Raw genomic sequence first — 14,062 nt, 5'->3', positions numbered from 1 at the left:
GACGCGGGTGACTCACGTTGATCCGGGCCAACGGCGCCGCAGGTATTGCGGCGCACCTCGCCTATTGTCCGCCGCCGAGCGAATGCACATAGACGGCAAGTGCCTTGACGGTGACGGGATCGAGCCGCCGGCTCCAAGCCGGCATGATGCCGGCGCGGCCATAGCTGATGGTCTCGACCAGCGTCTCCTCATCCGAGCCGTACAGCCAAATCCGGTCAGTCAGATTCGGCGCGCCGAGTGCCTGATTGCCCTTGGCGTTCTCGCCATGACAGACCGCGCAATTCTCGGCAAAGATCCTTGTGCCGGCCGCAGCATCGAAATCGGCTGCCGTGGTCAGGCCTGACAGCGATCGCACGTAATTCGCTACGGTGACAATCTCGGTTTTCGTGAGGATGCCGTCGCGGCCGAAGGCCAGCATTTGTCCCTCATGCGCCTTCGCATGTCCGGAACGTGCGCCGAACTGGATGGTCTGCAGGATCTGGTCGAGCGATCCGCCCCATAACCAGTCATCGTCATTGAGGTTCGGATACCCCTTGGCACCCGCGCCGCCGCTGCCATGACATGGCGCGCAATTGTCCGCGAACACCGTCTTGCCGCGCCCACGGGCCAATCCCAGCAGGACCGGATCCTTCTCGATCTCGGTCAGAGACGCCTTGCCGAGCATGGCCATCTTCTCGCCGCGCAGCTTCTCAAGACTGGCAAGGTCATTGACGACGCTGGCGCGGGTCGAATAGTCAAACACGCCGGTCGTGTAGCTTGAGATCAGTGGCCAGGCGGGATAAACGACCCAGTAACCCATGGCCCAAAGGATCGTGGCGTAGAAGCTCAAAATCCACCAGCGCGGCAGCGGTGTGTTGAGTTCCCTTATACCATCCCATTCGTGCCCCGTCGTGGAGCGGCCGGAGATGTGATCGATATCGATGTCGTTATGCTCGGTCATGATCTGTCAGTCCCGGCGCAGCGGCATGCGCGCTGCGGAATCAAAAAGCCTCTTGTTGCGGGGCCACAGCGCGTAAACGACGATGGCTACGAAGATGCCGACAAACAACGGCGTCCAGAGCGTCACGACGAAGCTTGAAGCCAGGCTCTCGATGGAAATAACGGCTTTCATCCAAGGATCCTTCAGCGCAGATTGGCTTTTTCGTCGTAGAGCTTGAAATCGATCAATGTGCCGAGCATTTGCAGGTAGGCGACGAGCGCATCGAGTTCGCTCGGATTGCCGGTCCCGCCGTCGAAATTGCGCACAGCCGCCTTCGGATAGCGCTTTTGGAACGACGCGACGTTCGGGCTGTCAGGATCGAGCTGCGTCTTCAGGTCGGCGGCAGCGTTCTTGATCTGGTCCTCGGTATAGGGGACACCGACCGCCCGATTGGTGCGCAGATGTGCGACGATGTCGGCCAGGTCGATCTCCGTGTTCGCCAGCGACGGATAGCCTGGCATCACCGATTGCGGCACGATGGCGCGCGGATTGTTCAAATGCGTGACGTGCCATTCATCGGAATATTTCCCGCCAACACGCGCGAGGTCCGGGCCGGTCCGCTTCGAGCCCCATTGAAACGGGTGGTCATACATGCTCTCAGCGGCCAGCGAGTAATGCCCGTAGCGCTCGACCTCATCGCGTAGCGGCCGGATCATCTGCGAGTGACAGAGATAGCACCCCTCACGTACGTAGATGTTGCGGCCGGCAAGCTCGAGCGGCGTATAAGGCCGCACACCGTCCACCGCCTCGATCGTGCTCTTGAGGTAGAACAACGGCGTGATCTCGACCAGGCCACCGACCGCTATCACGGCAAGGATACCCGCGATCAGGATGATCGAGTTCTTCTCAAAGATCTTGTGTCGGTTCCAGAGCGACATGCGATGACCTATTCTGCGGCCTGGAGCGCTTGAGCGTCCTGGATTTGACCGGCTTCCTGTGCATTCACCGTCATCCAGAGATTGGCGGCCATGATCAGCGCGCCGATCAGGAACAGTGCGCCCCCCGCGGCACGGATGATGTAAAAAGGATGCATGGCCTCGACCGACTCGATGAACGAGTACTCGAGGAAACCAAGCGAGGTGTAAGCGCGCCACATCAGCCCCTGCAGGATTCCGGACACCCACATCGCGGAGATGTAGAGCACGATCCCGATCGTGGCGATCCAGAAGTGCCAGTTGACGAGCTTGAGGCTATACAGCTCACGATTCCAAAGCCAGGGAATCAGACAATACAGCGCGCCGAATGATACGAAGCCGACCCAGCCCAGCGCGCCCGAATGCACGTGGCCGACCGTCCAATCCGTGTAATGACTGAGCGAATTGACGACCTTGATCGCCATGGTGGGACCTTCAAACGTCGCCATGCCGTAAAAGGCAACGGAGACCACGAGCATACGGAGCACCGGGTCGGTGCGCAGCTTGTCCCAGGCGCCCGAAAGCGTCATCAGGCCGTTGATCATGCCGCCCCAGGAGGGCATCCACAGCATGATCGAGAACGTCATGCCAAGGGTCTGCGTCCAGTCCGGCAGCGCCGTGTAGTGTAGATGGTGCGGACCGGCCCAGATATAGAGGAAGATCAGTGCCCAGAAGTGGATAATCGACAGACGATAAGAATAGACCGGGCGCTCGGCTCTTTTTGGAATGAAGTAGTACATGATCGCGAGGAAGCCGGCGGTCAGAAAGAACCCAACCGCGTTATGGCCGTACCACCACTGAAACATGGCATCCTGCACGCCGCCCCAGGCGATGTAGGATTTCGAACCGAACACCGACACCGGCAATGCGGGATTGTTGCCGAGGTGGAGCACTGCAATGGTGACAATAAAGGCGAGATAGAACCAGTTGGCGACGAAGATATGCGGCTCTTTCCGTTTCAACAGTGTCGCCAGGAACACAATGAGATAGGTGATCCAGACGATGGTGAGCCAGAGATCGGCGTACCACTCCGGCTCGGCATATTCCTTCGACTGGGTGACACCGAACAGATAGCCAGTGCCCGCGATCAGAATGAAGAAATTATAGCCTACGACCACAAACCATGGCGCAAGATCACCAGCCAGGCGGGTACGGCAGGTCTTCTGCACGACGTAGAATGAGGTCGCGATGAGCACGTTTCCGCCGAACGCAAATATGACAGCCGATGTGTGCAGCGGGCGCAGCCGGCCGAAGCTCGTCCAAGCCAGATCAAAATTCAGTGCAGGCCAGGCAAGCTGCGAGGCGATCAGCAGACCAATGGAAAAGCCCGCAATGCCCCAGAACATCGCGAGTACCGAGGCGAATTTGATCGGACCAAGATTGTAGTTCGGTCGGCCATTGATCTGGGCCGGCGGGAGTTGCGCCGGCCGCTCATAGTATCGATTGAGGATGACGGCTGCAGCGATCAGACTGGCGGCAGAGGCCAGCAATGCGTGGAAGGTAAAAGCAGAATCGTGCCCCATCGCCCCGGCGATATAGAAAACGAATGCAGAAACTGCGAGTGCCGACATCAGGCCTGCTTCACCCATCGTCGTGGATTTCGAGGTGGAGGATGGGCTTGTCATGGCTAGGCCTTCCTTGAACGCTGGATGCTTGGGGAGATCATTTCCGGCGAGCTAAGCGATCGGGCTCATCAATCGCGAAAGCGCTGCGGGCGGCCGCCATCGACCTCACGACCGAGCGCGCGCAGGGTATGTTCGTTGGGGCAGTCTTTCAGCGGATTTCGATCCATACCTGCTTGGAGGTCGGCGGCGCAACGCCCTTTGGCCGGACATAGGCCGCACACCCGCTGCAGATCGCGCAATACGTCACCATGGCAGGCGGCAAGCGCATGTTCGGAAAAGCCAGCAAGCGCGAGGCGCTTGCGCAAGAGTTCGGAAGCGCTCGGACTCTGCGCCAGGGTTCGAAACGCGGACGTTGACAGATTAAGCTCACGCGCGATCGCATCGATGTCCTGCGGGCTCAAGTAAGCCAGCTCGGACTTTCGAGACAGACTCGCTCGTAACCGGCCAAGCAAGCTCCTAAACCGCCAAGGACCACCGATATGTGCAGGTTGGCTGACCATGTGTCATATCCCTCGAAGCAGCCATAGCTGCAGGAGGCAGATTTGTTTTTGACCTGCATCAAATTTGACCAACGTCGGAGCAAATCATTCGATCCGGATCGCCCTGCCCGGGACGATGCTCTGCGGAGCAGCGCACCCAGCTGGCTGAGCGACGGGCCGGCAAGAGTTTCGGCAAGGTCATTCGTATTCCTGTCCCGGGCAACAGGACGCCTGCTACATTGGCAACAACATCGCGAGCTTGTCGACGCTCGGAGCGATGTTTTACAAGATCGCGCTTGAACTCGCGGATGGAACATCGGCGCTAGCCGAGTTCAGGCTAGCCGCCCCATGAAGGAGGCAATGCAGGCGGGGCTCGAAGCTCCATCGCATCGGCGAAAATGGTCCAATCGCGGACACCCTTTTGCTTGCAGAAGTCGGTCTCCGCCTGGAGCGCAGCAGCACTCAGCGATGCAGCATCGACCTTGAACGCCGCCTGACACGCACGATGCTCGTGGCCCGTATCGTCGCAAACGGTCTTAATGAAGCGAACGTTAAATGAAGGCATGACTACCCTCTTTTTAGGTGGGTTTACTCATCCTTGCCTATTCTGCCATTCGTGTCAGGAGAGTATTTGATTTGCCTCAAGCAGCATCGCAAATTATTGGCCGCAGCCAGACCTGCGCCCCCGTGATCGCAAGCAAGAAAGCGAAACGGCCCCTGTCTCGCTCCTGACGGCCCACCCTGCCGCCGCAACGGCAAAGCCGATGATCAGACTCACCGCAGCCAAGGTTTCGAAAAGGCCAAGGTTCAGGGCTTCCGCACCAAAGCCGATGGCTGCGATCAGCGCCGGCAAGGCCACCGACAATGCGAGGCGAGCAATCAATTTAACATCTCCTTCCCGCCTCTCACATCTTTACTGACAAACGTTGTCACGGTGCGGTGAGCGTGGGGTGTACTTCAACATTCGCATGATTGCGCGTCCTGCATTTTGATTTCCATCAACTCGGCTGCATTCAGGTTTGTCGGGACTGAAGCGCGGCCTAGCGAGCCACCCGCGATGGAACATGCTTGCCCATCCTGACCACTCGCGGCGGCCGCGCCGCCGTCCGTCGTTCCAGACGCGCATCGCGCTTTTTTTTGACTTGGATCAATACTTCAACGGCTAGCTGCCGATAAAAACATTATCCCAGTCATAGGTCAGACACATGGCTCACAGAACGACTTGGCGCCCCATGATCGTTTCGTGCCCAAATACAGGCGACCGGGTTCGAGGACTGCTGCCGGACGACGCAGCCGAGCCCGCCAACGACCTGCACCAGATCACCTGCATCGCTTGCGATGGTGTCCACTTTATCGACCCGCGGACCGGCTCGATGCTCGGAGCCGAGCGCAGCTAGCCATCCGCGCCCCCTCCAATTAATGCCATGGCCAGGAGACGACTCGCCAACAATGGATGTTCGACATGACAGGCCTCGGCAAAATTTGTCCTGCGGCGGGCACAATCGCAGGACGGTCCGGATCAGTTTGATCAAAGGCGGAAAACCGCCTCGCAGCCGTCAATCCCGATATTTGCGAGAACGTCAAGCAATGCCTTTGCCAAGAGCACCGAGGCGACGATCTCCGCAATCGAGACCGCACGCGGCGTGTGCGATATTGGGCTGCAGCTGTTCCCGCGGTTGGACAAGCGATGGCGCTCGAACTGTCTGGAAGGTGATTGAATTTGTCAGTCGGCAGCGATGAACACCGTCCAGGGTGTAATAGCAACGTGACCTGGGACCGGATCGAGACGGCGCCCTTTGATCGGGATCTGGAGATTGGCGTGATCGAGGGTAATACCATTCATCGGCTGGTCTTCCCCTGCCGCCGGATCTTCGGCGGCTGGATCAGAGCGACGAGCGGGGAGCACGTCGCTGTGCAGCCCACGCATTGGCGCATTTGGCTCAAATAACGATCGCGCCTTCCTGCACAATATATCGGCCGTAAATCGGCACGCGTCTGCCTTCGGTGGTCTCCTGCGGCCAAACGATGTAGGTTCGATTGAATGAGAGGGTCTACCGGCAGATATGTCCGACCACATCTGGTATCGTTATGGCACTGCGGCGGCAGCCGCCGCGCTCGCCCTCGTGCTCCGCGCAGCGTTAAATCCGTATCTCGAGGATCGCTCATTTACGATCATCTACCTTCCGGCGATCGTTTTTGCCGCTTTCGCCGGCGGGCGCGGACCGGCGAGCTTCGCTACCCTGCTCTGCCTTGTCGTCAGCGTCGCAGTACTTGGGAAAGGCCTCATCACCGTTTCCGCGAACACGATCGATATTGCAGCCTTCGCGGTACTTGGTCCCATGCTTGGCTTCATGGGCGACCGGCTGCGGCAGGAATCGGAGCAGGCGCGGTATCGGCAGGCCCATCTGCAATCGATCCTGGACACCGTACCGGAAGCCATGATCGTGATTGACGAGAAGGGCATCATTCGCTCGTTCAGCGCCGCGGCTGTGCGTCTATTCGGCTGGATGCCGGACGACGTGGTTGGAAAGAATGTATCCAAGTTGATGCCGCAGCCCTACCGATCCGAGCACGACCGCTACATTGAACGTTATCTGACCACCGGCGAGCAGCGCATCATTGGCGTCGGGCGCATTGTGGTCGGCGAGCGGAGCGACGGCTCGACCTTTCCGATGGAGCTTGCCGTCGGCGAGGCCAAAGTGCGCGGCGAACGCTTCTTCACCGGCTTCATCCGAGACCTGACCGAACGGCGGGCGCAGGAACGCAGGCTCCAGGAGTTGCAGTCTGAACTCGTCCACGTGTCTCGGTTGACCGCCATGGGTGAGATGGCATCGTCCATCGCCCATGAAATCAACCAGCCGCTCTCCGCCATCACGAATTACATGCGCGGCGCAAAAGTTCTGCTGGCGGCAGACAAGCCAAACGCCAGTCGCATCGGTGATGCACTCGAAAACGCTGTCCAACAGGCTCTGCGCGCCGGCGATATCATCAAGCGCCTGCGGGAATTTGTTGCCAAAGGCGAGACGCAGCATTCTGTGGAAAATCCGCTCACGCTTCTTGAAGAGGCTGTGGCGCTGGCCCTGCTCGGCGCCAAGGAGCAAGGCGTGCGGGTAACGATGCGCAGCGATCGCGATCTGCCGTCAATGATCGTAGACAAGATCCAGATCCAGCAAGTCGCGCTGAACCTGATACGCAATGCAATCGAGGCGATGGCTTCCTGTCCGCGCCGCGAATTGACCGTCGGAGTTAGCAAGGTCGACGGTCTCGCCAGGTTTACCGTCGCCGATACGGGTTCCGGCATCAGCCCTGATGTCGCCGACCGCATGTTCCAGCCCTTTGTCACAACAAAGAAGCACGGCATGGGTGTTGGACTATCAATCTGCCGGACAATCGTCGAATCCCATGGCGGTCACATCGTCGCGGAAGCCAATCCGGGCGGAGGCACGATCTTTCAGTTCACGCTACCATTTGCGGAGGTTGGTGAAGAAGCATGACTGCGCGGCGCATTCTGGTGATCGACGATGACGACGCGATGCGGGATTCCTTGGCGTTTCTGCTTGATATTAGTGGTTTCTGGGTAGCAACCCACGAGACGGCGACCGAGTTTCTCAATGACATCGCGAGCGGTCCAGTCGACTGCGTCGTATCGGATATCCGCATGCCAGGCATGAGCGGCCTTGAACTGGTGCGCAAGCTGAAGGCCGATCGCATCGACTGTCCGGTCGTCCTGATAACCGGTCATGGTGACGTATCGCTGGCGGTTGAAGCGATGAAGGCGGGTGCGGTCGATTTCATCGAGAAGCCGTTCGAGGACGAGGTACTGTTGCGCGCCATCAACGCCGCTTTGGAAGCGCGGCCTATGAAGCCAGCCGATGACGCAGCGAAACTGCAGGCGGAAGCCCGCCTTGCGGACCTCTCTTCGCGCGAGCGTGACGTCCTGCGGGGACTATTGGCCGGCAAGATCAACAAGGTAATCGCGCACGATCTTGGCATCAGCCCCCGAACGGTCGAGGTTTACCGCGCCAACCTCATGGCCAAGACCAGTGTACGCAGCATGTCCGAGTTGATGCGGATCGCCATTGCCGCCGGACTCTAGCAGGGTCGCGAGCACACGCGATAAGCGACGAGCGTTGGCGCGGCAGATCTTAGACGAATTTGTCGATGAATGATCCTCAATCGCGTGGGCGCGGAGCGCATTGCCCGGCAAAGACTTGCGTACAGGCCAGGACCACAGACCGGCAATGACGAAAATCAAGGCGAGCCCAGCGAAAGGTGCACGCGCACGTTGCGCTGGCGTCCGCCCCCGTCTGCGACGATCTGTCCTCGCATGTCGCTGATCGACTTTCCAGCAGCAATTGGAGCATTGGCGCAACCGGCTCGACCGCAGCCAACCAGCCGCGCATCAGATTCCGTTACTGGCTGGGCGCTCCTGTCGCTGCATCCGTTTTCGACACATGAATGTCGAGCGGGGAATGGCGGCAATGGACACATCCACGATCTCCGGCCACCTCAATCCCCCTCATCTGTGCAGCAAAATCGCTCCGCACGAATCGTGCAGGATTCATGGTTGACATGACCGATGCAGCACATGCCATGCTGGTTCTACTTGGCATCGGACCTGCACGAACTGTCCGTCGCCGATTTGATCCCTGCCTCGACAAATCAACGACCGTGCATGAAGCAGATCAAATGCGCGGACAGATTTATGCTCCGATGGGCAGCAATCCTTTCACGTCCGGAGAACCGCAATGTTCGGGAGTATATTGGTCCATCTTCCCACGGAGCTCCCGGTACGGGCTACGGTGAACGGTTCGATTTCCTTCGCACAGATCACGGGCGCGCACCTTGACGCTATGGCAATCGGTTACGAGAGGACCATTATTCCGCTCGCTGCACTCGGCGGGGCGGCCGTTACTTCGGTCTTTGAAATCGAGCAGGCGCGTGCGCTGGAGCGAGCCGAAGCGGCGCTTCGTATCTTTGATCTGCGGGCGAGGAGCGCCGGCCTTTCCTATGCGATCCGCGCCCTCAGTGCGGTTCCAGCGGAGGCGCGTCGAAGCATCTGCGCCAGCGCGCGCGTGCACGACATGACGATCGTTACGCAGCCCCAGAGCGGCTACGACAGCTATGACAACGTTATTCCCAAGGAGATCCTGTCCCAGGCCGGCAAGCCAGTTCTGTATCTGCCAAGCGTCTTCCACGGCGTTCTTTCGGCCAGACGGGTCGGGATATGCTGGGACGGCAGCCGCCCTGCGGCCCGCGCGTTGCACGACGCGATGCCGCTGCTGCGCGAAGCCGACGCGCTGACCATCATCGCGATCACTGCTGCCCACAAGATCCCGGCAGAAAGTTCTACCGAGCACTTGGAACAGTATCTTGCACGGTCAGGGCTTCCTGCAAAGATCGTGTCGCTTCCGGCATCCAAGTCGGCGCACCGCACGCTCTTGTCGCTTGTCGCGGACGAAAGCCTCGACCTGCTGGTGATGGGCGGATACGGCCGCTGTCGGCTGCGCGAAAGGCTGCGCGGGGGCCTCGCAGGAGACCTGCTTCGTGCAAACTCCGTCCCGGTCTTGATGTCACACTGAAGGCAAGAATTGTCGACGCGACATGCCGCTGGTTGCGGTCTGAACGCGGTCAGTCATCGGCGGAGGGAGGCACCGACCGACCGCCAATCTGAAGAACAGGAGCGCCGGCTGTTTGGCTTTCGTGCACCCGCCGTCGCTCGCGAGGCGTAACCGCTGAGCCTGCGCCGCCGTTTTCGAATATTGCACCTACGCTACCGGTCTCGAGGAGCGTGGACAATCTGGTCACCGCCCTACCCGACGATGTCCGAGCTCAAGCTGAACACCGGTAAGCCGGCATGCAGCTTTCCAATCCAAACGCAGCCCGGTCGACTTTGAGCCGTATTTGATCAAGCAAAGGGCTGCGCCGCACGTATTCGAGAATCCAGCTCATGGCTTACGTATAAATACTTAGTGGGTTCTACTTAGGGGAAACATCCAAATTTTCTACTTCGTTGGAAACGGCCAATCTGCGTCCTATCGACGTTTCGAAGACCGAGTCCGCCATGTACGTACAGGCCGCCAGTATTCACGAGATCAGCCATCATCCGAGCAGCGTCTTGCGCGGCCAGCCTCGTACCTATGGACCGTTTGGTATGGTTGCGACCCCGATGCGGTTCGCCCGCAACAGCGAGATCTATGGCGAGGACGAAGCAGCGGAATACCTATATCAGGTGGTATCGGGTGCTGTGAGAAGCTACAGGATTATGGTGGATGGGCGTCGTCAGATTGGTGCGTTTTATTTGCCCGGTGACATCTTCGGCTTTGAGGCAGGAGACAGCCATATCTCTTCGGCGGAGGCAGTCTGTGAAACGCACCTTTTGACGGTGAAGCGCAGTGCCCTCATCGATCGCGCCAGCCACGAGAGCGAGCTCACACGGCAGCTCTGGGATGCGATGGCGCTTGAACTCCGCCGCTTTCAGGAACATCTGATGCTCCTGATCAGCAGCGCCGAAGAGCGCGTCGTGACATTCCTGCTCGATATGTCACGCCGCGCGACGAAGAACGCTGCGATCGAACTGCCCATGTCGCGGCAGGATGTTGCCGATTACCTTGGTTTGACCATCGAAACAGTCTCACGCACGCTCACTCAACTTGAGCAGAATGGCGTGATCGCGCTGCCGACTTTGCGCCGAGTCGAGCTACGGAGCGACAAACTGCCCAGCCGCTTTGCGAAGGAGCTGGGGTAAGCTCGAGAGGCGCTGGGAAATACGCAAACTCTGAGCATCGAACGTCCGACAAATCGCGGCGCAAGACGGACGCCCGAACCTCTGCTTGGGCGATCTAGATGGATGCAGGATCGCTATTTACATTGTTCCTCCGTGGAGCACCGCAATGATCATCGATTTCTTGCTTCGAGAGCATCGCAACATTGACCTGCTTCTGGTCGCCCTCCAACGCGAATTGGAGATTTTTGAGCATGGGATCCGTCCAGACTATGAGGTAATTCGCGCGATTATCAGCTACTTCGAGGTTTACCCGGAGGTGTACCATCATCCTCAGGAAGACCTGATTTTCTCCAAGCTTAGAACTCGCGACCCGGACGCGGCTGCAATCGTCGGCGATCTCGCGCACGAACACCGGGAAGTCATCGACCGTCTGGACCACTTCGCTCAAGCTATCGATGGTATCCTCGCGGATCGTGAACTCGTTCGGCAAGACGTCAGCAACATCGTGCGCGACTTTATATTGCGGGAGCGGCACCACATGATGTGGGAAGAACGAGATTTCTTCCCCGCCGCCGTTGAGGCTCTATCGGCTGAGGATTGGACCGAAATCGCATCCGCCCGCACCAATGACGGGGATCCGTTATTCAGCAAGACAGCGGAAGCGACATCCGATGCGCTAAGAGCGCATATTCTAGAATTGGAGCAAGAAGCTGAAGCCGAACGGAGCTCGGTCGCGTTTTCGTCCGCAATGGCCGGCAAGCCGCCAGATGGCGCCAAAGCCGATAGACCGTAGTTGATCGCCGACGTTTCACGATGGGAAGTGGACGTCATGATCGTTTTGTTGAAATGAAGATGATAATCTTCCCGGCGCGCATACGCTGCGCACGGCCAGGACGAAATCCGTGATCGCTTTCCTTCAGTCACCCGATTGCAAATGGCATGGCCGAAATCCATACACTCCGGGTCCGGCAGGTTCCATGACCTGTGCGTCGGTAGGGTAGTGGCAATATGGCTTGGCCTACGCCACGCTGATCACGCGCCAAACGAACCCCACACCGACCGATCGGAATGGATGGTTGCGGCCGCTCGTCGAGCGCTCCGGCCGGCACAGGGAATGACCTTAACCGATTGCGGCTTGGTTCGCTGACCGGATTGGGTCCCAACGAACTACGGAGGCACGCGCGGATAGGATGCTGCTCATTGCGGCCGGGCGAGCGCCTCATTGCGTCCCAAAGTGCGATGCATACGCCACGGGCATGCCCTACCAATTTCGGCATGATGGCCACGACGGTCCGACGCGATATTTGAGCCAGCGCAAAGCTTATCTGCTGCGTGTCCGGTAATCTGGCCCAAGGAGGAAGAAAGGCATCCGAATGCGACCGGACTTGGCAGACTCCTACGGGCAGCACCGGCTGCCACGCTACACCAGCTATCCGACGGCCCCCCATTTCTCAGCATCGGTTTGCGAATCCGACTACCAAACGTGGCTCAAGTCGTTGGACGCCCAACAATCCGCCTCGATCTACGTTCACGTGCCGTTTTGTCGAAAGATGTGCTGGTATTGTGGCTGCCACACGTCTGTCACGAAACGCCAGGAGCCGATCGCGATCTATGCAGCGGGACTGCGGACTGAAGCTTACCTCGTTGCAGAAACCGTTGGTCGACGGCAACCGATCTCTCATATCCACTTCGGGGGTGGTACCCCGACGATCATGACACCTGAAACATTTGCTGATCTCGTCGGTTCGTTGCGCCATTCCTTCGCTGTCCTGCCCGATGCCGAGATCGCCGTAGAGATCGATCCACGCACGTTGAGCGAGCCGATGGCCGAGGCGCTGGGCTTTTGCGGGGTCAACCGGGCGAGCCTTGGTATCCAGAGCTTCGATCCAGTTGTTCAGCACGGCATCAATCGTCTGCAGAGCTTCGGACAGACCGCGACCTCGGTCGATCGGTTACGCCGCGCCGGCGTCGGCCGGATCAATTTCGACTTGCTCTATGGCCTGCCCCTGCAGACGGTCGCTTCGTGCCTGGACACCGTCGCCAAGTGCCTCGAGCTTCATCCGGACCGGTTTTCGGCCTTTGGCTACGCGCACATTCCTTCGTTCAAGAAACATCAACGCAAGATCGATGCGTCCAGCCTACCCGACAGCGTCACGCGCCACCTCCAGGCCGAAACCATCGCGGGAGCTTTGGTTGATGCTGGATACGTTCGCGTAGGCGTCGATCACTTCGCCTTGCCGAACGACAATCTCGCCCTAGCGAGGCAGGAAGGCAGGCTGAGGCGCAACTTCCAGGGCTATACTGACGATTGCGCTGACGTCCTGATTGGTCTGGGCGCCAGCGCCATCGGCCGTATGCAACAGGGGTTTGCCGCAAACGCGGTCTCGACCAAGGACTACCTTGCTCGCATCTCCCAGGATCGGCTCGCCATCGCAAGGGGCTATCTACTGACCGATGACGATCGCTTCCACGCCGAAATCATCGAGCGAATCATGTGCGACTTTGCGGTTGATCTTTCCGAGATATCCCGTCGTTACGGCCGGGATCCGAGATTAGCCGTTGTCGATCATTCTCGTCTTGGCAGCCTTATCGCCGATGGCGTCGTGGCGATTGATGATGGCCGGCTCACTGTAGCCCGGGGCGCAGAGTTCCTGGCCCGGTGCGTCGCATCAGTCTTCGACGCTCACCTCCTTAGGTCCGGGGCTACACATAGTCAGGCGGTCTAGCGACTAAGCGAAACCCAGCGTTTCAGATCCGAGCTCAGTATCCCCGCAACTGGGCTATGCTTTTGGATGACGACCAATCACACCGCTGAAGAGCACGCCGATCGGCATCCCGTTCGCCGCCCGTCTGCCAAGTTGTACAGAGATTGAAACAAAGCTTGGAACCCGCGGACCCAAGACTGGCGTAAGCAGGGCCTGCATCAATAGCAAGCCCGCTCATTCTTTTTCCGTCGGCAGTTTCGTATAGTCGCGTTGATCTAGCCCACCGTTTCCGGCAGGAACGCCTACCAAGGTGCGCTTTGGTGCCGGCCCATGACCGCCCGACTACCGCCCACGTCGCTCAACTCGGCAACACGTTGCGAAAATACTCATCGGCGACAAACCTTAGTGTAGATTTTTAATCCCAGGCAATATCGGCGGCATACCACGGCATAATTGAGCTCCGCTGAGCTTTTGTTTTAACTGTGGTCAGATTTTCGGCGGATGTCCTCGCCGTGATCGAACCATCGGCTGTCCTCCCTCCGCCGATGGACGTCGGTGCGATGCATAGCAGCGTCGCTCCTCCCGGATACACTTCGCCCGGCCGCTAAAGGCGGTCGGGCTTTTTCGTTCCCC

13 protein-coding genes are annotated in these 14,062 nt (G+C 59.0%); 6 read left to right on the top strand and 7 right to left on the bottom strand.

All coding sequences use genetic code 11. The features are described from left to right. Positions 1-61: 61 nt before the first annotated feature. From ccoP to J6525_RS23065, 7 genes are all read right to left on the bottom strand, one after another. Positions 62-940: a cytochrome-c oxidase, cbb3-type subunit III gene (gene ccoP, locus J6525_RS23095; protein WP_225646424.1), complete on the bottom strand. Its 879-nt coding sequence runs from the start codon at positions 938-940 to the stop codon at positions 62-64. 6 nt (positions 941-946) lie between these two features. Then, positions 947-1,111: a cbb3-type cytochrome c oxidase subunit 3 gene (locus J6525_RS23090; RefSeq protein WP_225646423.1), complete on the bottom strand. Its 165-nt coding sequence runs from the start codon at positions 1,109-1,111 to the stop codon at positions 947-949. Between the two features lie 11 nt (positions 1,112-1,122). Continuing rightward, complete coding sequence (gene ccoO / locus J6525_RS23085; RefSeq protein ID WP_225646422.1) at positions 1,123-1,857, bottom strand: cytochrome-c oxidase, cbb3-type subunit II; 735 nt, start codon at positions 1,855-1,857, stop codon at positions 1,123-1,125. A gap of 8 nt (positions 1,858-1,865) precedes the next feature. After that, entirely contained in the window at positions 1,866-3,482 is a 1,617-nt protein-coding gene (gene ccoN, locus J6525_RS23080) for a cytochrome-c oxidase, cbb3-type subunit I (protein ID WP_376708548.1), read from the bottom strand. Between the two features lie 104 nt (positions 3,483-3,586). Then, positions 3,587-3,919: a hypothetical protein gene (locus J6525_RS23075; RefSeq protein WP_225646420.1), complete on the bottom strand. Its 333-nt coding sequence runs from the start codon at positions 3,917-3,919 to the stop codon at positions 3,587-3,589. 415 nt (positions 3,920-4,334) lie between these two features. Further along, positions 4,335-4,562 (bottom strand): hypothetical protein, encoded by a 228-nt coding sequence (locus tag J6525_RS23070; RefSeq protein ID WP_082653909.1) that lies wholly within the window; start codon positions 4,560-4,562, stop codon positions 4,335-4,337. A gap of 93 nt (positions 4,563-4,655) precedes the next feature. Then, positions 4,656-4,880 carry a hypothetical protein gene (locus J6525_RS23065; RefSeq protein ID WP_225646419.1) on the bottom strand — a complete coding sequence of 75 codons (225 nt, stop codon included), beginning with the start codon at positions 4,878-4,880 and terminating at the stop codon, positions 4,656-4,658. Between the two features lie 1,180 nt (positions 4,881-6,060). On the opposite strand from J6525_RS23065, the gene J6525_RS23060 reads away from it, so the two are divergent. The 6 genes from J6525_RS23060 (at position 6,061) to hemN (ending at position 13,450) form a co-directional block, all read left to right on the top strand. Further along, entirely contained in the window at positions 6,061-7,491 is a 1,431-nt protein-coding gene (locus tag J6525_RS23060; RefSeq protein ID WP_225646418.1) for a PAS domain S-box protein, read from the top strand. Continuing rightward, complete coding sequence (gene fixJ / locus J6525_RS23055; protein WP_092089877.1) at positions 7,488-8,093, top strand: response regulator FixJ; 606 nt, start codon at positions 7,488-7,490, stop codon at positions 8,091-8,093. The genes J6525_RS23060 and fixJ overlap by 4 nt, the downstream gene beginning before the upstream one ends. Positions 8,094-8,745: 652 nt before the next feature. After that, positions 8,746-9,579, top strand: a complete 834-nt coding sequence (locus tag J6525_RS23050; RefSeq protein WP_225646417.1) for a universal stress protein — start codon at positions 8,746-8,748, stop codon at positions 9,577-9,579. 482 nt (positions 9,580-10,061) lie between these two features. Next, positions 10,062-10,745 carry a helix-turn-helix domain-containing protein gene (locus J6525_RS23045; protein ID WP_225646416.1) on the top strand — a complete coding sequence of 228 codons (684 nt, stop codon included), beginning with the start codon at positions 10,062-10,064 and terminating at the stop codon, positions 10,743-10,745. 145 nt (positions 10,746-10,890) lie between these two features. After that, positions 10,891-11,517: a hemerythrin domain-containing protein gene (locus tag J6525_RS23040; RefSeq protein WP_225646415.1), complete on the top strand. Its 627-nt coding sequence runs from the start codon at positions 10,891-10,893 to the stop codon at positions 11,515-11,517. Positions 11,518-12,097: 580 nt separating this feature from the next. Further along, the gene (gene hemN / locus J6525_RS23035; protein ID WP_225646414.1) at positions 12,098-13,450 is read left to right on the top strand and encodes an oxygen-independent coproporphyrinogen III oxidase; all 1,353 of its coding nucleotides are present in this window, start codon (positions 12,098-12,100) and stop codon (positions 13,448-13,450) included. Positions 13,451-14,062 lie beyond the last annotated feature (612 nt).

It is taken from the genome of Bradyrhizobium australafricanum, from assembly GCF_020329495.1.
Taxonomy (GTDB): Bacteria; Pseudomonadota; Alphaproteobacteria; order Rhizobiales; family Xanthobacteraceae; genus Bradyrhizobium; species Bradyrhizobium australafricanum.
Note: the sequence above shows the minus strand (reverse complement) of the source record. Positions and strands in the feature narration are given on the sequence as shown.